The following is a 22,055-nucleotide window of genomic DNA, read 5'->3' on the forward strand; positions in this document are numbered from 1 at the left end:
GAATTTTGTAGTAAATTCACGTTTATTTCTCGCAAGAAATTTTATCTTTGATAGAAAATAATTCGTTCCCAATTTCACTACAAACTGATAGCTGCGGAACGTTTCAACTAAAAAATCCCAATCAAATGATTGGGATTTTTAGTTATTTTAAGTTCGCTAAACTCTGCTCAATCATGGCAATCTTTGCTAAAGCATCTGCTTCTTTTTTGCGTTCATTTGCAATTACTTGCTCTGGAGCGCCTGCTACAAATTTTTCATTAGATAATTTAGCTTGAACTGATTTTAAGAAACCTTTACTATAATTTAATTCTTCATTTAATTTAGAAATTTCCGCTTCAATATCAATAGCACCAGTTATAGGAATAAAATACTCATTTGATTTTACACGATAAGATAAGGCTGCTTCTACTTTTGTAGTCACATATTCAATAGCGGTAACATTGCCTAATTTTTGAATTATCGAATCAAAATAAACAGATGCTTTTTCATTATTTAGTACTTTTAATTCGATGGCGTCTTTAAAGGATATGTTTTTATCTTTTCTAATTGTGCGAATTCCTGAGATAACTTCTGTAGCAAAATCAAAATCAGAAATAATTTTTTCATTATACGGTTTTGATTCAGGCCATGATGCAATAATTAAGGCTTGTTCTGGTGTTCTTTCCGCAATATGTTGCCAAATTTCTTCTGTTAAAAATGGCATAAACGGATGCAATAATTTTAAATTAGCCTCAAGCATTTCAATGGCTTTAGTAAATGTTGTTTGGTCTATCGGTTGTTGATAACCTGGCTTAATCATCTCTAAAAACCAAGAGCAGAAATCATCCCAAACCAATTTATAAATTGCCATTAAGGAATCTGAAATTCTGTATTTATCAAAATTAGATTCTATTTCGGCAAGTGTTTTTTGTAATTTGGCTTCATACCATTCTATAGCTACTTTTGAAGCTTCGGGCTGTGGCATATCGGCTACCTCCCACCCTTTAATTAATCTAAACGCATTCCAAATTTTAGTAGCAAAACCTTTTCCTTGGTTACACAGTTCTTCATCAAATAAAATATCATTTCCTGCAGAAGCACTTAATAACAGACCAACACGAACACCATCTGCACCAAATTTTTCGATAAGTCCAAGAGGTTCTGGAGAATTTCCTAATGATTTAGACATTTTTCGCCCTTGTTTGTCTCGTACTAAACCCGTTAGATATACATTACTAAACGGTTTTTCACCTGCATATTCATATCCTGCAATAATCATTCGAGCTACCCAGAAAAATAAAATATCTGGACCAGTTACTAAATCATTTGTAGGATAGTAATATTTAAATTCTTCATTATCGGGCTGCATAATTCCTCCAAAAACTGCCATTGGCCATAACCAAGAAGAAAACCAAGTATCTAGCGCATCGGCATCCTGAGTAAGGTTGTCTGTTGTCAGTTGAGGGTTGTTGGTTCTCTGTTTTGCTAATTCAAGAGCATCTTCAATGGTCTCAGCTACCACAAAATCTTCTTTTCCGTCGCCATAATAGTAGGCCGGAATTTGTTGTCCCCACCACAATTGACGCGAAATATTCCAATCTCTAATATTATTTAGCCAATGTGCATAGGTATTATTGAAACGGTTTGGATGCAATTTAATTTCATCTGATTCTAAAACCGCTTTAATGGCTGGTTTTACCAAATCTTCCATTTTTAGAAACCATTGATCCGATAAACGAGGTTCAATTACGGCTTTCGTTCGTTCTGAAGTTCCTACATTATTCGTATAATTTTCGACTTTCACTAACGCACCAATGCTTTCTAATTCTTTTTCAATAGCTGCACGCACTACAAAACGATCTTGACCTTCATAATGCAAGCCAAACGAATTTAATGTAGCATCTTCGTTAAATATATCGATAATTTCTAGTCCGTGTTTATCTCCTAAATTTTTATCATTAACATCGTGAGCCGGAGTTACTTTTAAACATCCTGTTCCAAATTCTCTATCCACATATTCATCAAAAATAATTGGAATCACACGGTTACAAATAGGTACAATAGCTTTTTTACCTTTCAAATGAAAATAACGCTCATCTTCAGGATGAATACAAATAGCAGTATCGCCTAAAATGGTTTCTGGACGTGTTGTAGCAATGGTAACAAACTCTGAACTTCCTTCAATTTGATATCTTAAATGATATAATTTTCCTTGTCGCTCTTCATAGATTACTTCTTCATCTGACAATGTAGTTTTGGCTTCTGGATCCCAATTTACCATTCTGTACCCGCGATAAATTAGGCCTTTATTATATAAATCAACAAAAGAACGAATTACCGAAGCCGACATATCTGGGTCCATTGTAAATTTTGTACGATCCCAATCACATGAACAACCCAATTGTTTTAATTGTTCTAAGATAGTTCCACCATATTTTTCAGTCCAATCCCAAGCATGTTTCAAAAATTCTTCTCTAGATAAATCATTTTTATTGATACCTTCAGCTTTTAATTTTGCCACTACTTTTGCTTCCGTTGCAATAGAGGCATGGTCAGTTCCTGGCACCCAACATGCATTAAACCCTTTTAAACGCGCACGTCTAATCAACACATCTTGAATGGTATTATTAAGCATGTGGCCCATGTGTAATACACCTGTAACATTTGGCGGTGGAATTACTATTGTATAAGGCGTACGATGGTCTGGTTTAGAATGAAAATAGTTGTTTTTCATCCAATAGTCGTACCATTTTCTTTCAACTGCTTTGGCTTCAAATTGTGCGGGTATCATATGCTAATTTAAGTTTTACTATTTAGTAATTCCACAAATTGTAGAATGTAAAAGATACTATTAAACTATTAGTGTGCAAAATGCAATATTGGAATAGTTTTTGTAGTATTTCATGCAAAAATAGGCATATCGAGAGAATAAAAAAAATGTATTTTCTATTTGTTTGTTCTTGAAAAAAAAATTACTTTTACTAAACTCAAATTTTACACAAATGAAAAAGTTACTATTTAGCATAACCTTATTTTTATGTGGAATCCTATCGTATGGTCAAAATGGTCCTAAAATAGAATTCAAAGAAGAAACCATTAATTATGGTACGGTTACCAAAGGAGAAGATAGTGGCAAAAGAGTATTTGAATTTACAAATACGGGCAATGAACCCTTACTTATAAGCGATGCTAAAAGCAGTTGTGGTTGCACGGTTCCAAGTTATCCAAAAGAGCCTATTGCACCAGGAGCTACTGGTACAATTGAAGTGCAATACAACATGAATCCAGGTCCTATAAGTAAAACAATTACAATTACTACAAATGCAATTAATAAAGAAAATGGCATGGTTGCCCTTCGAATAAAAGGAAATGTGATTGTAAAAGAAGAAAAAAGTGTACTCGAAAAGAAAAAAGAAGGTCCAAGAATTTAAAATACAATCCCGGGTTTATTCTTGGGATTTTTTTTATATTTCGGTTTCTAAGTATAAAAAATAGGTTAGTAATTGACCCTCACGCTCAACTTTTAATTCTATCATTTGTCCATCATTCGTCTCGAAAATAGACATTAATTGATCTAAAGTATAGTTTATAGCTTTACGCTTATTTACTGAAATAATCTTATCTCCTTTTACAATTCCAGCTCTATATGCAGGTGAATTTATTCGAACAAAAGCAACTTCAAAACCAGGTTTAAACACATAATTAAATCTAAACTTAGAATCCTCAAAAATAATTTCATTTACATTAATCGCATTTGAAGGCGTATCAATTCTAATTTTTTCTTCTATAACATCTAAACCTCCATGTTGAATTTTTATACCTGCCATATTATATAAAAACGGTTCATAGAAATTCCTATTGGGTTTTAAATAAATTTTTTCATGAGGATAATCAAATAAAAGTGTAAATCGTTTTAAGAGTTCTCCGCCTATCGAGCCATCTCTATCAGCAAAAAAATTTTTAAAAGAAAAAGCTAACGAATCAGGAAATGAAACTATAGGCTTATCTATTAAAAAATCATTGATTTTTATCGTTGAATACCTTGCTCTCTTTCCAAAAATTTCTCCACCTAGCCCTACGCCTAAAAAATCATAAATGGTTGTAATCTGTTCTAATTCTATGGGTTTATTTAATAACCATAACCCGTCTGAAAGCCCTGTGTCTAATAACAATTCCAATTGTTGTTGAAACTTATTTTCAATATTCAACTGTATAGGCAAATAAGGTTTGCCATCTTTTAGTCGGAAATCTATTTGTTTAAAATCCGTTTTATTTAATTTACGAGGTTCACTTTGATACATGATTACTCTTTTAGTAACATAATTAATTTCTACTATATTGTTTTTAAAAAAATCTGTTCCTAAAATACCATGAATAGGGATATTGATGTTAGAAGTAAGTTCATAACTATCATGCAACAACAATACAATAGTTGCCTCTTTAAAATATAAATTTTTAAATTTGATTTCGTTGTTTTTTGATACATAAGCATCTAACGGCTCTGCTACGCCAGGTCCTGTAATTTTTATTTTTGTAATATAGGAAAAAGCGATACTATCTTGCTCTTGAAAACCAAAAATAAGATTTGAATTCGATCCTGTATCTAAAACTAAATTTAGCTTAGTTCCATTAACTTCGGGATGCACAATAACCATGTTGTTTATTAAATCAAAAGGAATGCTTACTTTTTCTTTGTTTTTCAAAAACACCCAACTGCTCTGAGCATACATAGAAAAACAACTAAATACTAGTAATAGAAAATTAAAAAAGCGACTCATAATAACAAAAGTTTTACTAAAAATACAAAATAGATAGGAGTACTAAAACTTTTTAGCTGTATTTTCTAATTTAAAACTATATTTTTTGCAAATTTGCATACCAAAAAAGATAAAACCATGCCAAAAATTTCAAACAAAGGGCATCAAATGCCTGAATCACCTATTAGAAAATTAGTTCCTTATGCAGAAGGCGCTAAAAAAAGAGGTGTAAAAGTATATCATTTAAACATTGGACAACCTGATATTAAGACTCCCGAAGTTGCTTTACAAGCGGTTAAAAATTTTGATATTAAGGTTTTGGAGTATAGTCACAGTGCAGGTTTTGAAAGTTATAGAAATAAGCTTTCTGCTTATTATAAAACACATACCTTACCTGTAGAACCACAAGATATTATTATAACAACGGGTGGTTCAGAAGCACTTATGTTTGCCTTAGGCTCAACATTAGATCAAGGTGATGAAGTTATTATTCCAGAGCCCTTTTATGCCAATTACAACGGCTTTGCTACAGCCAGTGGTGTAACTGTTGTTCCTGTAATCAGTGGTATTGAAACGGGGTTTGCCTTACCTCCTATTGAAGCATTTGAAGCGCTGATTACACCTAAAACAAAAGCCATTTTGATTTGTAATCCTGGAAATCCAACAGGTTATTTATATTCTAAAGAAGAAATTGAAAAACTAGCTGAAATTGTAAAAAAACATGATTTGTTTTTAATTGCAGATGAAGTGTACAGAGAGTTTGCTTATGATGGTTTACAACACCATTCCGTATTAAACATTACTGGTTTAGAACAACACGCTATCATGATTGATTCGGTATCTAAACGATATAGTATGTGTGGTGCTAGAATTGGTTGTATTGTATCTAAAAACAAAGAACTAATGGCAACTGCTATGAAATTTGCTCAAGCACGATTAAGCCCACCTACTTACGCTCAAGTAGCTAGTGAAGCAGCCTTAGACACACCTCAAAGTTATTTTGATGAAGTAATTACCGAATATAAAGACCGAAGAGATACATTGATTGCAGAAATGCAAAAAATTGAAGGTGTAACCATTGCTACTCCAAAAGGTGCTTTCTATTGCATTGCTAAATTGCCTGTAAAAAATGCAGATGATTTTGCACAATGGCTATTGGAATCGTATGATTTTAATGGAGAAACTGTTATGGTTGCACCTGCTGCTGGATTTTACTCTACTCCAGGTGTAGGATTAGATGAAGTACGAATAGCTTATGTATTAAAAAAAGAAGATTTGATTAAATCTGTAGCAATTTTAAAAGAAGCACTAGAAGTTTACCCTAACTAAATACTAAAAAAAACGTCCCAACTCATTGGGACGTTTTTTTTATTTCAATTTACTTTTATAATATTTTCTGAGTTTTTCTAATTTGGGCGCAATTACCATTTGACAATACCCCTGCTCTTTATTCTGATTGTAATAATTTTGATGGTAATCCTCTGCTAAATAAAAGACAGTAGCTTGTTTGACTTCAGTTACAATAGGATTGGCGTATAATTTTTCTTTTTCAATCCATTCGATATAACGCGCTGCTTGTTGTTTTTGTTCTTCGGTATGATAAAAAATTGAACTTCTGTATTGTGTTCCTACATCTGCTCCTTGCCTATTTAAGGTAGTTGGGTCGTGTGTAGCAAAGAAAATTTCCAATAAATCTTCATAAGCTACCTCATTTGGGTTATACGAAATCTGAATTGCTTCGGCATGTCCTGTAGTGCCATTACATACTTCTCTGTAAGCAGGATTTTTAATAAAACCACCCGTGTAACCCGATACCACTTTTTCTACACCTTTAACATCTAAAAAAATTGCTTCGGTACACCAGAAACAACCTCCCGCAAAAGTGGCAATTTGTAAACTATCATTCATTGTTTCTACATTTTTTTGAATGGGATGATTTGATGGTTTCATTTCTTTGCTATTACAGGAAAGACTTAAAAAAACCAGCAGTGAAAATACAATATTTTGCATCGTTTTTTTTCAAATTTACTACAATTAAATACAAGACGGTGTATTTTAACTAATCTTTTAGATTTGTTTCTAATTTTTGTTTTTTATTTGTTACTTTGTAGAAATTGAACGTATGATTAAAGCAGAAAACATCAATAAATATTATGGTTCTTTACATGTACTCAAAAATGTAAGCCTAGAAATAAACAAAGGTGAAATTATTGCTATTGTTGGTCCTTCAGGTGCAGGAAAAACAACCTTACTGCAACTATTAGGCACGCTTGACAGTCCATCAAAAGAAGCGCAATCAACGAGTTTACTTTCTATTAATAACCAAAATGTTTTTGAACTTAACGAAAAAGCATTAGCCCAATTTAGAAACTTAAATTTAGGATTTATTTTTCAATTTCATCAATTACTACCCGAGTTCACCGCTCTGGAAAATGTTTGCATTCCAGGTTTTATTGCAAAAAAATCAAAAGCAGAAGTTGAAAAAGAAGCCATTAGATTATTAACCTATTTGGGCTTAGAAGATCGTATGCATCATAAACCAAACGAACTTTCTGGCGGACAACAGCAACGCGTAGCTGTAGCTAGAGCTTTGATTAACAATCCTGCTGTTATTTTTGCAGATGAACCTTCTGGTAACCTTGACCATAGTTCGGCGGAAAACTTACATGAATTATTTTTTAAACTTAGAGCTGAATTTGGGCAAACGTTTGTCATTGTTACACACAACGAAGAGTTGGCCAATATGGCAGATCGAAAATTAGTTATGATTGATGGTGTTTTGCAAAATTCATAAAAATGACACCAGAAGAATTAAAAGATTTTTTAGACCAAAAAGTTATTCAGTACAACACACTTGATTTCATTGATTCAGATCCTATACAGATTCCACATTTATTTAGTCAAAAAGAAGATATTGAAATAGCAGGTTTTTTAGCCGCAACAATTGCTTGGGGAAATAGAAAAATGATAATTTCGAATTCGCATAAACTCATGCAAATTATGGGAAATTCTCCCTATGATTTTGTAATGAATCATAAAGAAATCCATTTAGAGAAATTATCAAATTTTGTACATCGTACCTTTAATGCTGCTGATGCCGTTACTTTTATAAAAGCGTTACAACATCTTTACAAGAATAATCCCGATTTAGAAAGTGTATTTTATAAACATATTGAAACTAATTCGACTCAGAAAAGCATATCCGAATTTAAGAAAACCTTTTTTGAAATCCCGCATTTGACAAGAACACAAAAACACATATCAGATCCACAAAATGGTTCGGCGGCGAAAAGAATTAACATGTATTTACGATGGATGGTTAGAAAAGATGCAGCGGGTGTTGACTTAGGGATTTGGAATTCTATTCCAACCTCTGCTCTTTCTTGCCCATTAGATGTACATTCAGGGAACGTAGCCCGAAAATTAGGATTATTATCTCGTAAGCAAAATGATGCTAAAGCTTTACTTGAATTGGATACTAATTTGAGAAAATTAGACGCCAATGACCCTGTAAAATATGATTATGCCTTGTTTGGATTAGGGGTATTTGAAGGGTTTTAGTTTTCATAAAACTATTTTTTTGTTTTAAATAATTTTATTTATTAAACATTAAATTACATAAAACAAAACGAGGAGCATAAAGTATTATAATTTACACCTATTAAACAAAAACGGCTGTTAATAAAATACAGATTTCTCTTAATCGAATTGTTTACCTTGATGAAAATAAAAAACTTGAAGAATAATTTTTAAACCACAAAAAAGGTGTATATATTTGATGGTATTTATTAGTCAGTGGCTATTTTGCCTAAAATTACGCAAAAATGAAGAAATCATACAAAATATTAATTACTGTAATCGTAATCATTTCATTAAGTTTATTCTTTAAAGGGAGAATATCAGGACAAAAATTTGATAGCGAAAAATGGAAATATTCTAATCTTAATTCGGAAGAAAATTGGAATTTAAGATGGAGTATGATGAATAGTTTGCGGAATAATTATGAATTGAAAGGAAAAACAAAATCCGAAATTATTGGCTTGTTAGGAAAACCTGACGCTGAAGTTAGAAACGAAATGTCATATTCTCTGGGTTATACTGGATTTGGAATAAATACTGGAACATTAATAATTCGTTTAGATGAAAATGGAATTGTAGAAAATCTAAATGTTCACCAAGGATAATGAATAAAATATTTGAAATAATAACTGAAATTGTTGGTTGGATTCAAATTGTTTTGTCGCCTACTCTACTTGGAATTGGCTTCGGTTTTGGAATTTATTACTATTTTCCAAACCAAAATGGAATGATATTCGGAATTATTGTATCGATTATTGGGCTTGTCTTTGGACTAATTTGGGCAACCAAAAAATTAAAGACAACAGGAACAATTCATTTTTTATCAAGAATTAGTACAACTCTAGAATTGGACAACGTAGAAAAAACAGAAAATGGAAAAACAGAAAAGTAGAACAATGAAAAAAATCATTTTAATAAAATCATTACTATTCGGAATACTATATTTTTTGTTTTCGACAAGTCTAGATTATACAGATTTGTTTAAAGTTCCATTTATTATTTTAATGCAATTTTTACCTGGAATAACTTTTCCAATTTCGGCAGTGAATTATATAAAATTAAAAACTACTCCCATAAAAGTTATTGTTCACATCCTATTTTCAGTTATAATTTATTACTCAAATGTCTGGCTTTACTCATATCAAAATGATTTTAAATTAAGTCCAATATTTGCTGGATTATTAGGTTCTTTATTATTTCTTGTAATGTCTAAATATATTTTAAAACTTAATACCAAATGGAATGAGATAATAATTAGTAGCTTATTGAGTGGAATTGTATTTTTACCTATTGTAATTTTTGAAGGAATTGGAATTTCTATTGGATTAGCGATTTTACTTTGGACACTTCTGAATGGAGTAATAATGTATAAATCTCAAAAAAACATTTAAGCTAACTGCGGTAACTGTTGTACAACACCTTATTCTCAAAACAATTTGCAAAAAGTTCCTTCGCATGATAGTTTTAAGTTAGATTCAATGTTGTTACGATTAAACTTTTTACTAAATCTCTGCCTTTAGAAATATATGAAAAGTTACCATACATCCATTCGCACAAGAAAACTTATAAAATGCTATCTTTTGTGGAGAATACCGGATTCGAACCGGTCGCCTCTACGCTGCCAGCGTAGCGCTCTAGCCAAATGAGCTAATCCCCCTTTTTTTGATTTAAAATAAATATCCCGACCTAAGTCGGGATAAATATATAAAATAAATTGGAATCTATTAAGATAATGCCGCTTTTACTTGGTCAGCCGCTTCTTGGAATTGAACAGCAGATAAGATTGGCATACCTGAATTATCAATTAATTCTTTCGCTAACTCTGCATTTGTACCTTGTAAACGTACAATGATAGGCACTTTAATAGCATCGCCCATGTTTTTATAAGCATCAACTACTCCTTGTGCTACTCTATCGCAACGTACAATCCCACCAAAAATATTAATTAAAATAGCTTTTACATTTGGATCTTTTAAGATAATACGGAATGCTGTTTCTACACGTTTTGCATCGGCAGTACCCCCTACGTCTAAGAAATTTGCTGGTTCAAAACCTGCATACTTAATTAAGTCCATAGTAGCCATTGCTAAACCAGCACCATTAACCATACATCCCACCGTTCCATCAAGATCTACATAATTTAAACCTGCTTCTTTAGCTTCTACTTCAATGGCTCTTTCTTCTGTAATGTCTCTCATTTCAGCTAAATCTGCATGACGGTATAGCGCATTATCATCTAAAGTCACTTTAGCATCAACAGCCATTATTTTATTATCAGAAGTTTTTAATACTGGATTAATTTCAAACATAGAAGAATCAGAACCAATATAAGCCTTGTATAATGCATCAACAAATTTTACCATTTCTTTGAACGCATCGCCCGACAAACCTAAGTTAAAAGCAATTCTTCGTGCTTGAAACCCTTGTAAACCAACTGAAGGATCAATTTCTTCTGTAAAAATTAAATGAGGAGTATGTTCAGCCACTTCTTCAATATCCATTCCACCTTCTGTAGAATACATAATCATATTACGACCTTTACCTCTATTTAACAATACAGACATGTAAAACTCTTTTGTTTCAGATTCACCTGGATAGTATACATCTTCAGCAACTAAAACTTTGTGAACGCGTTTACCAGTTGGAGGTGTTTGAGGTGTAATTAAATCCATACCAATAATTTGACCTGCAATTTCTTTAACTTGGTCTAAATTTTTAGCTAATTTCACACCGCCACCTTTACCTCTTCCACCTGCATGGATTTGAGCTTTGATAACATGCCAACCCGTTCCTGTTTCTGCAGTTAACTGTTTCGCTTTTTCAACTGCTTCTTCAGCATTGTTTGCTACATAACCACGTTGTATACGTACTCCGTAGCTTGCTAATATACTTTTACCTTGATATTCGTGTAAATTCATAATATGTAAGAGTTAATCTTGTTTTAAAAAGTGCCACAAAAATAACAAAGTAATTTCTAACAGACTAATATTTAAACATATTTTTAGGTAATTTGGTATAGTTATTAGTAAATTAAAATGTATTTTTATAACATTTTGTTGTGTTTTGTTAATTTTTGTTATTTATTTTTTAAAACCCCAATTAGCGTTGTAAGTTTGCAAAAAAAAATAAAAATCATGCAACAACAAGAATTGCTTTCGCTAGCAAATGAATATAGCACCCCACTGTATGTATATGACGCAAACAAAATAATCAGTCAATATGCACGTTTAACAAAAGCTTTCAGCAAAGTTGAACGATTTAAAATTCATTATGCTGTAAAAGCCTTATCCAATGTTTCTATTCTAAAATTAATGCAAAAACAAGGATGTGGTTTAGATACTGTATCGATTCAAGAAGTGCAATTAGGACTTCATGCTGGATTTGATCCAAAAGACATTATTTATACACCAAACGGTGTTTCTATACAAGAATTGGAAGAGGTAGCACAATTAGGTGTACAAATAAATATTGACAATTTATCTATTTTGGAGCAATTTGGTGCAAAACATCCAACCACACCAGTTTGCATCCGAATTAATCCACATGTAATGGCTGGTGGAAATGCCAATATTTCGGTAGGACATATTGATAGTAAATTTGGTATTTCTATACATCAATTACCTCATTTACTTCGAATAATAGAAAATACAGGTATGCATATAAACGGTATTCACATGCATACAGGTTCCGACATATTAGACGTAGATGTTTTTTTATATGCCGCCGAAATTTTATTTGAAACCGCAAAACATTTCAAGGAGCTCGATTTTATTGATTTTGGTAGCGGGTTTAAGGTACCCTATAAAAAAGGTGATATTGAAACCAATGTAGAAGAATTTGGAAGAAAATTAACGAAACGATTTTTAGCTTTTGAAAAAGAATATGGACGTACACTTACATTAGCTTTTGAACCAGGAAAATTCTTGGTAAGTGAAGCAGGTTATTTCTTAGCAAAAGTAAATGTAGTGAAACAAACCACTTCAACTGTTTTTGCGGGAGTTGATACTGGATTCAATCATTTAATTAGACCGATGTTATACGGAGCGCAACATCATATTGAGAACATTTCAAATCCTAAAGGAAAAGAACGCTACTATTCGGTAGTAGGCTATATTTGTGAAACGGATACATTTGCTAACAACAGACGCATTCAAGAAATTCATGAAGGCGATATCTTATGTTTCAAAAATGCGGGTGCTTATTGTTTCTCGATGGCATCAAACTACAATTCTCGACTAAAACCTGCAGAAGTACTTTGGAAAGAAGGAAAAGGTTATTTAATTCGTGAGCGCGAAACGTTTGATGATATTTTGAAAAATCAAGTGATGGTTGAAATTTAGAATTTATTTTTTGTGTTTAATTTTACGAATAACGCTCATCTAAAATTAGATGAGCGTTATTATTTTATTTTGTTAAAACTTCCTCTAAAACCTGACTCTCTGTTCCATTAGGCATGGTTATTTTGAGTTTCTGTGCCAATGTTGGTGCTATTTGAGTAATATATTTTTTAGCAAAACTTTCTCCTTTAGAAATATTCCATCCATAAAAAAGTATAGGAACATGTGTGTCATATGAATAAGGTGAGCCATGCGTTGTTCCGGTTGAAGAGTATTCCACATAACCAGGTTTGAATAACAGGATTAGCTCTCCATTTTGTTTGATATCATATCCTCTTGCAATAGCTTGTAAATACATATCTGTAGAAGATGATTGTTGAATCTGTTCTTCCGTATATACATTTTTTATATAGTCTTGTGTCAATAAAAAGTTTTTTATCCCATTTTTTACAACCTGAATGTCTAATGCTTTTTGTTTTGCTTTAGTTTTATCAATAAAAATGTTATAATTTGAATAATTCAGTAGTAAATTTTCACCAAACGTTTGCTCCGTATATTCTTTAATCGCTTGTTCTATATTTTTAGAATTCAAATTAGTTACATTGTATTTATTGTCTTTAAGATAGGTAACATTTTCTGCTCCTGCATGATCTGCTGTTAAAAAGACTAAATAATTACCTTTACCTACTGTTTTATCTAAATAAGTCAAGAAATCGGCAATCGTTTCATCTAATCGCAAATAAGTATCTTGTAGTTCAATAGAACGTGGTCCTAAAACATGACCAATATAATCTGTAGAAGAAAAACTAACGGCTAAAAAGTCTGTTATATTATCTTTGCCAAGATTTTCATTTTCAATGGCTTTTTTAGCAAAATCGACTAACAAATTATTCCCATACGGGCTTGTTCGTAATACTCCTGCATCATTAGCTTCATACATTTCCTTTAAATTATAAGGAAAGAAAGGCGTTTTCTTAAATAATTTTCCTTCATAAGGATTGTTATCTGTTAAACTCTCATTATAGGTTTCCTTTGGCTTAAGTAAATCCCAACCTTTATCTATGTATTTTAAATAATTTTTTTCTGCATTAAACTGTATTGCCCATTTTGGTAATTCTTTCCCATAATATGTACTTGAAACAAATTCTCCTGTTTTACTGTACCAAAACGCCCAGTCCGCAAAATGTCCTGCAGGTAAAATAGCTCCCCTATCCTTAATACTAATACCTATTACCTTGCCTGCAAAATTTGTAGCTAATTTTAATTCATCTGTTATTGTGGTAGCTTGCAAATTTTTTGGTGACATTTTACCTTCGCTTTCCACACCATTACCTAGTAAGGTAACCGCTTCATCATTTGTACAATATAGTTCTTTACCTGTGGCTTTATTAAACCACTCGTTCCCTACAACACCATGAACTGAAGGAGTTGTACCTGTATAAACCGACGCATGTCCTGGAGCTGTATAAGTAGGCATGTAATTATAATGCGCATTATGAAACGTATAGCCTTGATTCATGAGTCGCTTAAAGCCATTTTCCAAAAAATCATTTGAAAAACGATATAAGTATTCCATTTTCATTTGATCAACAACTATTCCAACAACCAATTTTGGTCTTTCTTGAGCTAAACCTACTACAGATAAAAGGCAAATAACAAGTAATCGTTTCATGTACGTTTAATTTAAATGTAAATTATATTCTCTATTTTTTTGTAAAAGTAGTAAAAGATTTTTATAAAAATTTTTATTTAATCAAAAAAATGACTAATTTTGTCATGTTAATAAAAGTCAATTTTATTGTTAGCATTTTTGTACATAACAAATAACATAACGATTTCTTTATATGACACTGCAAATCTAATATTATACCTATGAAAAATTTATTACGAAACCGTCGCATTGAAAAAAAATTAAAAACCAAAGATGTTGCACAAGCACTTGGTATCGATCAGGCATTGATTAGTAAATTTGAAAATGGCACTAGAAAACCAACCAAAGAACATCTGTTTAAGCTTGCCGAAATTTTAGACATTGCTTATGAAACTCTACTTGTTGCATGGTTAAAAGACAAAATCTATGCAGAAATTGGCACCGATCAATTTGTATATGAAGCTATTTTGCAAGTAAAAGAAGAAATGGCCTTTTATGCTTCTTTTAAGCGTGCGCCCCTATCAAAAAAATTAGAGCGTATTTTAAAAGAAATTGATACCTTTAAAAATGAATTGAATCAATTTAGAAAATATGATAGTTTTAGAATTACGCAAGCTTTGGAATTAGAATACACGTTTGAAAGTAACAAAATAGAAGGAAATACTTTAACTTTAAAAGAAACAGATTTAATTGTGAATGAAGGGTTAACTATTTCGGGAAAAAGTATGCGTGAACATCTAGAAGCAATAAATCATCAAGAGGCAATTGCTTACATTAAAGAGTTAATGGATAAAAACACCGCTATTAATGAACGTGAAATTTTATGCATTCACAATTTAATATTAAGAGGAATTTATCCAGAAGACGCAGGAAAATACAGAAAAGTTCAAGTGATGATAAAAGGAAGTTCGCACATGCCGCCGCAACCTTTTTTAGTAGCAAAAGAAATGGAAGAATTGTTTATTTGGTATCAAACTAATAAAAACAATTTGCACCCTGTAATTTTGGCTGCAGAAATGCACGAAAGATTAGTAACCATTCATCCTTTTATAGATGGAAATGGCAGAACTTCTAGGTTGTTAATGAATTTGATTTTATTGCAACACGGCTATGTAATTGCAAATATAAAAGGCACACATGAAAGTAGAATGAGCTACTACAACGCCTTAGAAGCGTGTCAAGTTGAAAACAATAAAGAACATTTTTTATTGTTGATCGCTCAAACAGAAAAAGAATGTTTGGAAAGATATCTTTCGATAATTAAACCTAATTAATCCCGAACTATCGGGATTAATTTTTATTTTCTAATAACGGAACAAATTTAAAATCTCCAAATTCTTGTTTTTCAAATTGTTTCTCATTTTTTCTAACTAATAAAGTCATTATTTGTTCGTTCTCCCCCACAGGAATCACTAACCTTCCACCTATTTTTAGTTGTGCCATTAATGGCTGAGGAATAAATGGCGCACCAGCTGTTACAATAATATTATCAAACGGTGCAGCATCGGGTAATCCTTTATAGCCATCTCCAAACACAAACTTTTTTGGGTTATACCCTAATTTAGGCAACAATAATTGAGCTTTTTTAAATAACTTATTTTGCCGTTCAATAGTATATACACTTGCACCTAATAAACAAAGTACCGCTGTTTGATACCCGCTACCAGTACCTATTTCTAATACTTTATCACCTTTTTTAATATCTAAAAGTTGGGTTTGAAAAGCTACCGTAAACGGTTGTGAAATAGTTTGATCGGCGCCTATCGGAAATGCTTTATCTTGATAGGCAAAATTTTCAAAACTAGAATCTAAAAATAAATGTCGGGGTACTTTTGAAATAGCTTCTAATACATTTTTATCGGTAATACCTTTATCTTCCAACTGTTTTACGAGCTGATTTCTAAGTCCTTGATGTTTATTTGTATCTTTCAATTTGGGTAAAAATTTATTTCGTAAAATTAGCTTTTAAAAAAACAAAAAGCAAATTCCAAATTTCAAATAATACAACTTTACTATATCATTTGAATTTGGATTTTCAATATTGGAATTTATGTAATAATTAGTACTTTTGATAAAATTTTTATCTATGCTAAAAATAGGCGTTTTAGGTGCTGGTCACTTAGGAAAAATACATTTACGATTATTAAATCAATCTGACAAATATGAATTAATTGGTTTCTACGATGCTTTTGAAGAAAATGCTACTAAAGTTGCTGCCGAATTTGGTTATAAAAAATTTGATTCTATCGCTGAATTAATAGCTGCTGTGGATGTAGTAGATATTGTTACACCTACGTTACAACATTTTGAGTGTGCACAACTAGCCATTGAAGCGGGAAAACATATATTTATTGAAAAACCAATTGCCACAACAGTTGAAGAAGCAGAAAATATAATGGCGCTAGCGCAGAAGTATAATGTTAAAGGCCAAGTGGGACATGTGGAACGTTTTAATCCAGCTTTTACAGCTGTGAAGGACAAAATCAATAAACCGATGTTTATAGAAACGCATCGCTTGGCAGAATTTAACCCACGTGGTACCGATGTTCCTGTGGTTTTAGATTTAATGATTCACGATATTGATGCGATTTTAAGCGTTGTAAAATCGAAAGTAAAAACAGTTAACGCCAGTAGCGTTGCAGTAATTTCAGATTCTCCAGACATTACCAATGCTCGTTTAGAATTTGAAAATGGTTGTGTAGCGAACATAACAGCGAGTAGAATTTCTATGAAAAATATGCGTAAATCACGTTTCTTTCAAAAAGACGCTTACATTTCTGTAGACTATTTAGATAAAATTTGCGAAGTGGTTCGTATGCAAGACGCACCAGAAATTCCCGGCGATTTTGATATGATTTTACAAAATGCAGAAGGTGTGAAAAAACAAATTTATTTCGACAATCCAAATGTAAATCCAAACAACGCCATTTTAGACGAATTGGAATCATTTGCAGATGCTATAAATAATGATACCACTCCAATTGTAACTTTAGAAGATGGAACAGAAGCATTACGTGTTGCATATATGATTATAGATTCTATGGGAAAATAATTTTCTATAACTTGAAACCTTAAACTTGAAACAAAATACATAATGAAACAAATAGCCGTAATAGGATCAGGAACAATGGGCAACGGAATTGCTCATACTTTTGCACAAGCAGGATTTACCGTAAAATTAATTGATATTTCTGAGAAATCATTAGAAAAAGGAATGGCAACTATTGCCGCTAACTTAGACAGAATGGTTACTAAAGGAAGTATCACAGAAGAAGACAAACACAAAACCATTTCAAATATTATCACTTATACGGATATTAAAGATGGCGTTGTGGGTTGCGATTTGGTTGTTGAAGCTGCTACTGAAAATGTAACGCTAAAAATGAATATCTTTAAGCAATTAAGTGATATTTGCGACCATAATGTTATTTTAGCATCTAATACGTCTTCTATTTCAATTACTCAAATTGGCGCTCAAGTAGTTCACCCAGAGCGAGTTATTGGAATGCATTTTATGAATCCAGTGCCGATTATGAAATTAGTTGAAATCATCCGTGGCTACTCTACTTCTGATGAAGTGACTAAAATTATTATGGATTTATCGGTAAAATTAGGTAAAACGCCAACAGAAGTAAACGATTATCCAGGTTTCGTAGCCAACAGAATTTTAATGCCTATGATTAACGAGTCGATTGAAACTTTATATAATGGTGTGGCGGGCGTGTCTGAAATTGATACCGTTATGAAATTAGGAATGGCACATCCAATGGGACCGTTGCAATTAGCTGATTTTATAGGACTTGACGTTTGTTTGTCTATCCTAAACGTAATGTACGACGGATTTAAAAACCCTAAATATGCACCTTGTCCGTTGTTAGTAAATATGGTAATGGCAGGGAAATTAGGCGTTAAATCTGGTGAAGGATTCTATGATTATTCAGAAAGTAAAAAAGCAGAGAAAATTGCAAAGCAATTTATAAAGTAAACAGTCACAGTTTTCAGTCACAGTTAAATCTGAAGACTGAGACTGAGACTGAGACTGATAACTAAATAAAAATGGCAAAAATAACCCCTTTTAAAGCAGTTCGTCCATCGGCAGATAAAGTCGCATTGGTAACTTGCAGAACGTATGATGATTATAGTTCTGCAGAACTTGCGGCTTGGTTGAGTTTTAATCCGTATTCGTTTTTGCATGTGATACACCCTGCATATGCTCATGCACAAAAAATTACGCTTGACAAACGTTTTAAAGGTGTTTTGCATAAATATCAAGACTTCAAAGAGGAGGAAGTTTTAATCAATGAAGAACAACCCGTTTTTTACATATATGAAATTCAATCTAAAGGTCATGTATTTACAGGCATTATTGCTGGCGCATCTATAGACGATTACCAAAAAGGACACATCAAAAAACACGAAGATACCTTACAATATCGAGTAGAATTGTTTAAAGATTATTTACATCAAACGGGTTTTAATACAGAACCCGTTTTAATTACTTATCCAGAAAGTGTAGCTATCAATACATTTATTGGGTTGCAAAAAAAACACGATCCTATTTATTCGTTTGCCACTCCAAATAAAGAAAAACATACCTTGTGGAAAATTGATACGCAATCAGAAATAGATTGGTTACAAGAACATTTTGAAAACATTCCGAATTTATATATTGCCGATGGTCATCACCGTTCGGCTTCTGCAGAGTTGTTGTTTGAACAAGATAAACATTTAGGCAACAAAAACCTAAATTATTTTATGAGTTTTTTAATTGCCGAAAGCAATGTAAAAATTTATGAATTTAATAGAATTATTCGTGATTTAAATGGTTTATCAAAAGATGATTTCATAACTAAATTATCGGATAATTTTATCATCAAACCAAAAGATCAAGAATTGTGGAAACCACAAAATAAATTTGAATTTGGAATGTATTTAGATGGCAGTTTTTATGCGTTGTTTTATAAACAATCTCAAAAAGCGACTTCTGTTTTAGAAAATTTAGATGCACAAATTTTATACGATACGGTTTTACATCCCTTATTAGGCATTGAAGATTTACGTAACGACGAACGCATTGATTACATTCCAGGAAAACAAAGTGTTTCTGTTATTAAAGATTTAGTGGATGAAGGCGAATACGAAGTGGGTTTTATGCTTTACCCTACTAATATGTCAGAAATTAAAACCATTGCCGACAAAAATTTAATTATGCCTCCAAAATCAACCTACATTGAACCAAAGTTTAGAAGTGGTTTGGTGGTTTATGAATTGTAATTGATTTGGGAGTAAAAAAAATAAACACAATTTTGTCCTTTAGACGAAGGAGAAATCACATAAAAAAGAATAAAATGGCTGTAGATAATCCATCAATAATAGATTTCATAAGCATAACTCCCGAAAATGAAGTTCAATTAACAATTTCGGATCATTTAAAGTGGGATGATGAGAATCACTTTTTACATCTTCAAAATAAAATAAATTCCTATTTAGAAATTGTTGAGAATAATCAGATTTATAAAATTTATCCTGAAGCAACAGGAAAACAAATAGTCATTAATATTGTATTAAAATACAAACCAAATAAAGATGCTAAAGATTTTTTGAATGAAATTGCCATTTTTTTAAAGTCAAACAATTTTAATTTTGATTATTCAGTAATAAAATAGAATACAATGTCAATCCAACAAAACCTCACCGAAATAAAATACCAACTTCCAGCTCACGTGACTTTGGTTGCGGTTTCAAAAACCAAACCTGTTTCAGATTTAATGGAAGCCTACAATGCAGGTCAGCGCGTTTTTGGAGAAAATTATGTACAAGAATTAGTTGAAAAACATGCAGCACTTCCTAAAGATATTGAATGGCATTTTATTGGTCATTTACAATCAAGAAAAGTAAAGTTAATTGCTCCGTTTGTATCTTTAATTCATGGAGTTGACAGCTTTAAATTATTACAAGAAATTAATAAACAAGCCAAAAAACACAATAGAGTAATTGATTGTTTATTACAAATTCATATCGCGGAAGAAGAAACCAAATTTGGATTAGATGAAGAAGAACTAAATCACATTTTAACTTCTGATGATTTTAAAAGTTTAGAAAACATAAAGATTGTTGGTTTAATGGGAATGGCAACCTTCACTGAAAATCAAAACCAAATTGAAAAAGAATTCAGCCATTTGAAAACAATTTATGATAAACTCAAAACTCAAAACTCTGAACTCAAAACGCTCTCTATGGGAATGTCTGGCGATTATCAACTTGCAATTTCGTGCGGTAGCACAATGGTTCGAATTGGAAGTAGTATCTTTGGCAATAGAAATTATCAATAAGGCAATTTATCAATGTGCCAATTAACTGAAAACTGAGACTGAACACTGAACACTATTTTGTACGCAATACTCGACATAGAAACTACTGGTGGTCAATACAACGAAGAAGGTATTACCGAAATTGCTATTTATAAATTTGATGGCCATGAGGTTGTGGATCAATTTATTAGTTTGGTGAATCCAGAAAAACCCATTCAACCTTTTGTGGTAAAATTGACGGGTATTAACAATGCCATGTTACGCAGTGCTCCAAAATTTTATGAAGTTGCAAAACGCATTATTGAAATCACTGAAGGAACCATTGTTGTAGCGCATAACGCCAGTTTCGATTACCGAATTTTACAAACTGAATTCAGACGTTTGGGTTATGATTTCAAAAAACAAACGCTTTGTACGGTGGAACTTTCCAAAAAACTAATTCCCGATCAGGCTTCTTATAGTTTAGGAAAATTAGTTCGTGCTTTGGGAATTCCAATGGCAGACAGACACAGAGCAAGCGGAGATGCTTTGGCAACTGTAAAGCTGTTCAAAATGCTCTTGGCAAAAGATGTAGAAAAAGAGATTTTAAAAAGTTTTGTCAAAACCGAAATTAAATCGGGAATGTCGCCAAAATTATTAGACATTGTTGAAAATTTACCATCAAAAACAGGGATTTATTACATTCATAATGAAAATGGAGATTTAATTTACATTGGCAAAAGCAAAAACATTAAAAAGCGCGTCAATCAACATTTCACAGGTTCAAATAGTAAAAGCAAAAAAATACAACGGGATGTATTTGCTATTACTTTTGAAGAAACAGGTAGCGAATTAATTGCACTATTAAAAGAAAGTGAAGAAATTAAAATCAATAAGCCTATTTACAATCGAGCGCAACGAAAAACAATTTTTCAATATGCCTTGTATGCTCATAAAAATAAGGAAGGCTATATGGCTTTAACCGTTGAAAAAGCTGATGGTCGCAAAAAAGAAATCACTTCTTTTACCACATTGCAAGAAGGTAAAAATGTACTGTTTAAAATAACAGAAAAATATAACCTTTGTCAAAAAGTAAACGGCTTGTATGATACCCAAAACGGCTGTTTTCAATATAAAATAAGTGCATGTAACGGCGCTTGCTTAGGTAAAGAAAATGCGGATGATTATAATGAAAGGGTTTTCGATTTTCTTGAAGAAAATGCTTTTGAAAACAATAATATGATTGTAGTAGATAAAGGCCGTAGTTTTGAAGAACGAAGTGCTGTTTTGATTGAAAATGGTGTTTACAAAGGCTATTGTTTTTTTGATTTAAATTACCAAATAACCAATGTAAATGTTCTTAAAAACATCATTATTGCGATGCAACACAATCGTGATGTAAAAACGATTATTCAAAGTTATTTGCGCAAAAATAAAGTTACTAAAATAATTACGTTTTAGC

Annotated in this window: 21 protein-coding genes and 1 tRNA gene; 15 read left to right on the plus strand and 7 right to left on the minus strand. The window is 31.9% G+C overall.

Features of this window, described 5'->3' with window-relative positions; translation table 11 throughout:
• Window positions 1-142: 142 nt before the first annotated feature.
• Window positions 143-2,770, minus strand: coding sequence for a valine--tRNA ligase (locus RF683_RS05705; protein ID WP_309531378.1), 2,628 nt, complete (start codon window positions 2,768-2,770; stop codon window positions 143-145).
• A 211-nt stretch (window positions 2,771-2,981) separates the two neighbouring features.
• Here RF683_RS05705 and RF683_RS05710 point away from each other — a divergent pair, with 211 nt between their 5' ends.
• Window positions 2,982-3,410, plus strand: coding sequence for a DUF1573 domain-containing protein (locus RF683_RS05710; RefSeq protein ID WP_309531379.1), 429 nt, complete (start codon window positions 2,982-2,984; stop codon window positions 3,408-3,410).
• Between the two features lie 33 nt (window positions 3,411-3,443).
• Here the strand turns inward: RF683_RS05710 and RF683_RS05715 are convergent, their stop codons facing one another.
• A complete protein-coding gene (locus RF683_RS05715) occupies window positions 3,444-4,757 on the minus strand; it encodes a PDZ domain-containing protein (protein ID WP_309531380.1) in 1,314 nt (437 codons plus the stop codon).
• 117 nt (window positions 4,758-4,874) lie between these two features.
• Here RF683_RS05715 and RF683_RS05720 point away from each other — a divergent pair, with 117 nt between their 5' ends.
• Window positions 4,875-6,065, plus strand: coding sequence for a pyridoxal phosphate-dependent aminotransferase (locus RF683_RS05720; protein WP_309531381.1), 1,191 nt, complete (start codon window positions 4,875-4,877; stop codon window positions 6,063-6,065).
• Window positions 6,066-6,104: 39 nt separating this feature from the next.
• On the opposite strand, the gene msrA is transcribed toward RF683_RS05720, so the two are convergent.
• On the minus strand, window positions 6,105-6,686 hold the full coding sequence (msrA, locus tag RF683_RS05725; protein ID WP_309531382.1) for a peptide-methionine (S)-S-oxide reductase MsrA: 582 nt from the start codon (window positions 6,684-6,686) through the stop codon (window positions 6,105-6,107).
• A gap of 172 nt (window positions 6,687-6,858) precedes the next feature.
• On the opposite strand from msrA, the gene RF683_RS05730 reads away from it, so the two are divergent.
• From RF683_RS05730 to RF683_RS05750, 5 genes are all read left to right on the plus strand, one after another.
• Complete coding sequence (locus tag RF683_RS05730) at window positions 6,859-7,530, plus strand: ABC transporter ATP-binding protein (RefSeq protein WP_309531383.1); 672 nt, start codon at window positions 6,859-6,861, stop codon at window positions 7,528-7,530.
• Between the two features lie 2 nt (window positions 7,531-7,532).
• Entirely contained in the window at window positions 7,533-8,297 is a 765-nt protein-coding gene (locus tag RF683_RS05735) for a TIGR02757 family protein (protein WP_309531384.1), read from the plus strand.
• Between the two features lie 263 nt (window positions 8,298-8,560).
• Complete coding sequence (locus RF683_RS05740) at window positions 8,561-8,920, plus strand: hypothetical protein (protein ID WP_309531385.1); 360 nt, start codon at window positions 8,561-8,563, stop codon at window positions 8,918-8,920.
• Window positions 8,920-9,207 carry a hypothetical protein gene (locus RF683_RS05745; RefSeq protein ID WP_309531386.1) on the plus strand — a complete coding sequence of 96 codons (288 nt, stop codon included), beginning with the start codon at window positions 8,920-8,922 and terminating at the stop codon, window positions 9,205-9,207. The genes RF683_RS05740 and RF683_RS05745 overlap by 1 nt, the downstream gene beginning before the upstream one ends.
• Before the next feature lie 4 nt (window positions 9,208-9,211).
• The gene (locus tag RF683_RS05750) at window positions 9,212-9,706 is read left to right on the plus strand and encodes a hypothetical protein (RefSeq protein WP_309531387.1); all 495 of its coding nucleotides are present in this window, start codon (window positions 9,212-9,214) and stop codon (window positions 9,704-9,706) included.
• Between the two features lie 192 nt (window positions 9,707-9,898).
• On the opposite strand, the gene RF683_RS05755 is transcribed toward RF683_RS05750, so the two are convergent.
• Together RF683_RS05755 and sucC are read right to left on the minus strand one after the other, a co-directional pair.
• Window positions 9,899-9,972: transfer RNA gene (locus RF683_RS05755), tRNA-Ala, on the minus strand.
• A 67-nt stretch (window positions 9,973-10,039) separates the two neighbouring features.
• Window positions 10,040-11,233: an ADP-forming succinate--CoA ligase subunit beta gene (gene sucC / locus RF683_RS05760; protein WP_309531388.1), complete on the minus strand. Its 1,194-nt coding sequence runs from the start codon at window positions 11,231-11,233 to the stop codon at window positions 10,040-10,042.
• A 216-nt stretch (window positions 11,234-11,449) separates the two neighbouring features.
• Between sucC and lysA the strand changes: the two genes are divergently transcribed.
• Window positions 11,450-12,655: a diaminopimelate decarboxylase gene (gene lysA / locus RF683_RS05765; protein WP_309531389.1), complete on the plus strand. Its 1,206-nt coding sequence runs from the start codon at window positions 11,450-11,452 to the stop codon at window positions 12,653-12,655.
• 64 nt (window positions 12,656-12,719) lie between these two features.
• Here lysA and pafA read toward each other — a convergent pair whose 3' ends face one another.
• Window positions 12,720-14,324, minus strand: coding sequence for an alkaline phosphatase PafA (gene pafA / locus RF683_RS05770; RefSeq protein ID WP_309531390.1), 1,605 nt, complete (start codon window positions 14,322-14,324; stop codon window positions 12,720-12,722).
• 200 nt (window positions 14,325-14,524) lie between these two features.
• Here pafA and RF683_RS05775 point away from each other — a divergent pair, with 200 nt between their 5' ends.
• Window positions 14,525-15,577: a Fic family protein gene (locus RF683_RS05775; RefSeq protein WP_309531391.1), complete on the plus strand. Its 1,053-nt coding sequence runs from the start codon at window positions 14,525-14,527 to the stop codon at window positions 15,575-15,577.
• Between the two features lie 16 nt (window positions 15,578-15,593).
• Here RF683_RS05775 and RF683_RS05780 read toward each other — a convergent pair whose 3' ends face one another.
• Window positions 15,594-16,235 (minus strand): protein-L-isoaspartate(D-aspartate) O-methyltransferase, encoded by a 642-nt coding sequence (locus RF683_RS05780; protein ID WP_309531392.1) that lies wholly within the window; start codon window positions 16,233-16,235, stop codon window positions 15,594-15,596.
• Between the two features lie 154 nt (window positions 16,236-16,389).
• Between RF683_RS05780 and RF683_RS05785 the strand changes: the two genes are divergently transcribed.
• From RF683_RS05785 to RF683_RS05810, 6 genes are all read left to right on the plus strand, one after another.
• The gene (locus RF683_RS05785; protein WP_309531393.1) at window positions 16,390-17,355 is read left to right on the plus strand and encodes a Gfo/Idh/MocA family protein; all 966 of its coding nucleotides are present in this window, start codon (window positions 16,390-16,392) and stop codon (window positions 17,353-17,355) included.
• Between the two features lie 42 nt (window positions 17,356-17,397).
• The gene (locus RF683_RS05790; protein WP_309531394.1) at window positions 17,398-18,288 is read left to right on the plus strand and encodes a 3-hydroxyacyl-CoA dehydrogenase family protein; all 891 of its coding nucleotides are present in this window, start codon (window positions 17,398-17,400) and stop codon (window positions 18,286-18,288) included.
• A gap of 71 nt (window positions 18,289-18,359) precedes the next feature.
• Entirely contained in the window at window positions 18,360-19,577 is a 1,218-nt protein-coding gene (locus RF683_RS05795) for a DUF1015 domain-containing protein (RefSeq protein WP_309531395.1), read from the plus strand.
• Window positions 19,578-19,651: 74 nt separating this feature from the next.
• Window positions 19,652-19,969, plus strand: coding sequence for a DUF6572 domain-containing protein (locus RF683_RS05800; RefSeq protein WP_309531396.1), 318 nt, complete (start codon window positions 19,652-19,654; stop codon window positions 19,967-19,969).
• Window positions 19,970-19,975: 6 nt separating this feature from the next.
• A complete protein-coding gene (locus RF683_RS05805; RefSeq protein WP_309531397.1) occupies window positions 19,976-20,635 on the plus strand; it encodes a YggS family pyridoxal phosphate-dependent enzyme in 660 nt (219 codons plus the stop codon).
• A 57-nt stretch (window positions 20,636-20,692) separates the two neighbouring features.
• On the plus strand, window positions 20,693-22,054 hold the full coding sequence (locus tag RF683_RS05810) for an exonuclease domain-containing protein (protein ID WP_309531398.1): 1,362 nt from the start codon (window positions 20,693-20,695) through the stop codon (window positions 22,052-22,054).
• Window position 22,055 lies beyond the last annotated feature (1 nt).

It is taken from the genome of Flavobacterium sp. 20NA77.7, from assembly GCF_031326205.1.
Classification (GTDB): domain Bacteria; phylum Bacteroidota; class Bacteroidia; order Flavobacteriales; family Flavobacteriaceae; genus Flavobacterium; species Flavobacterium nakdongensis.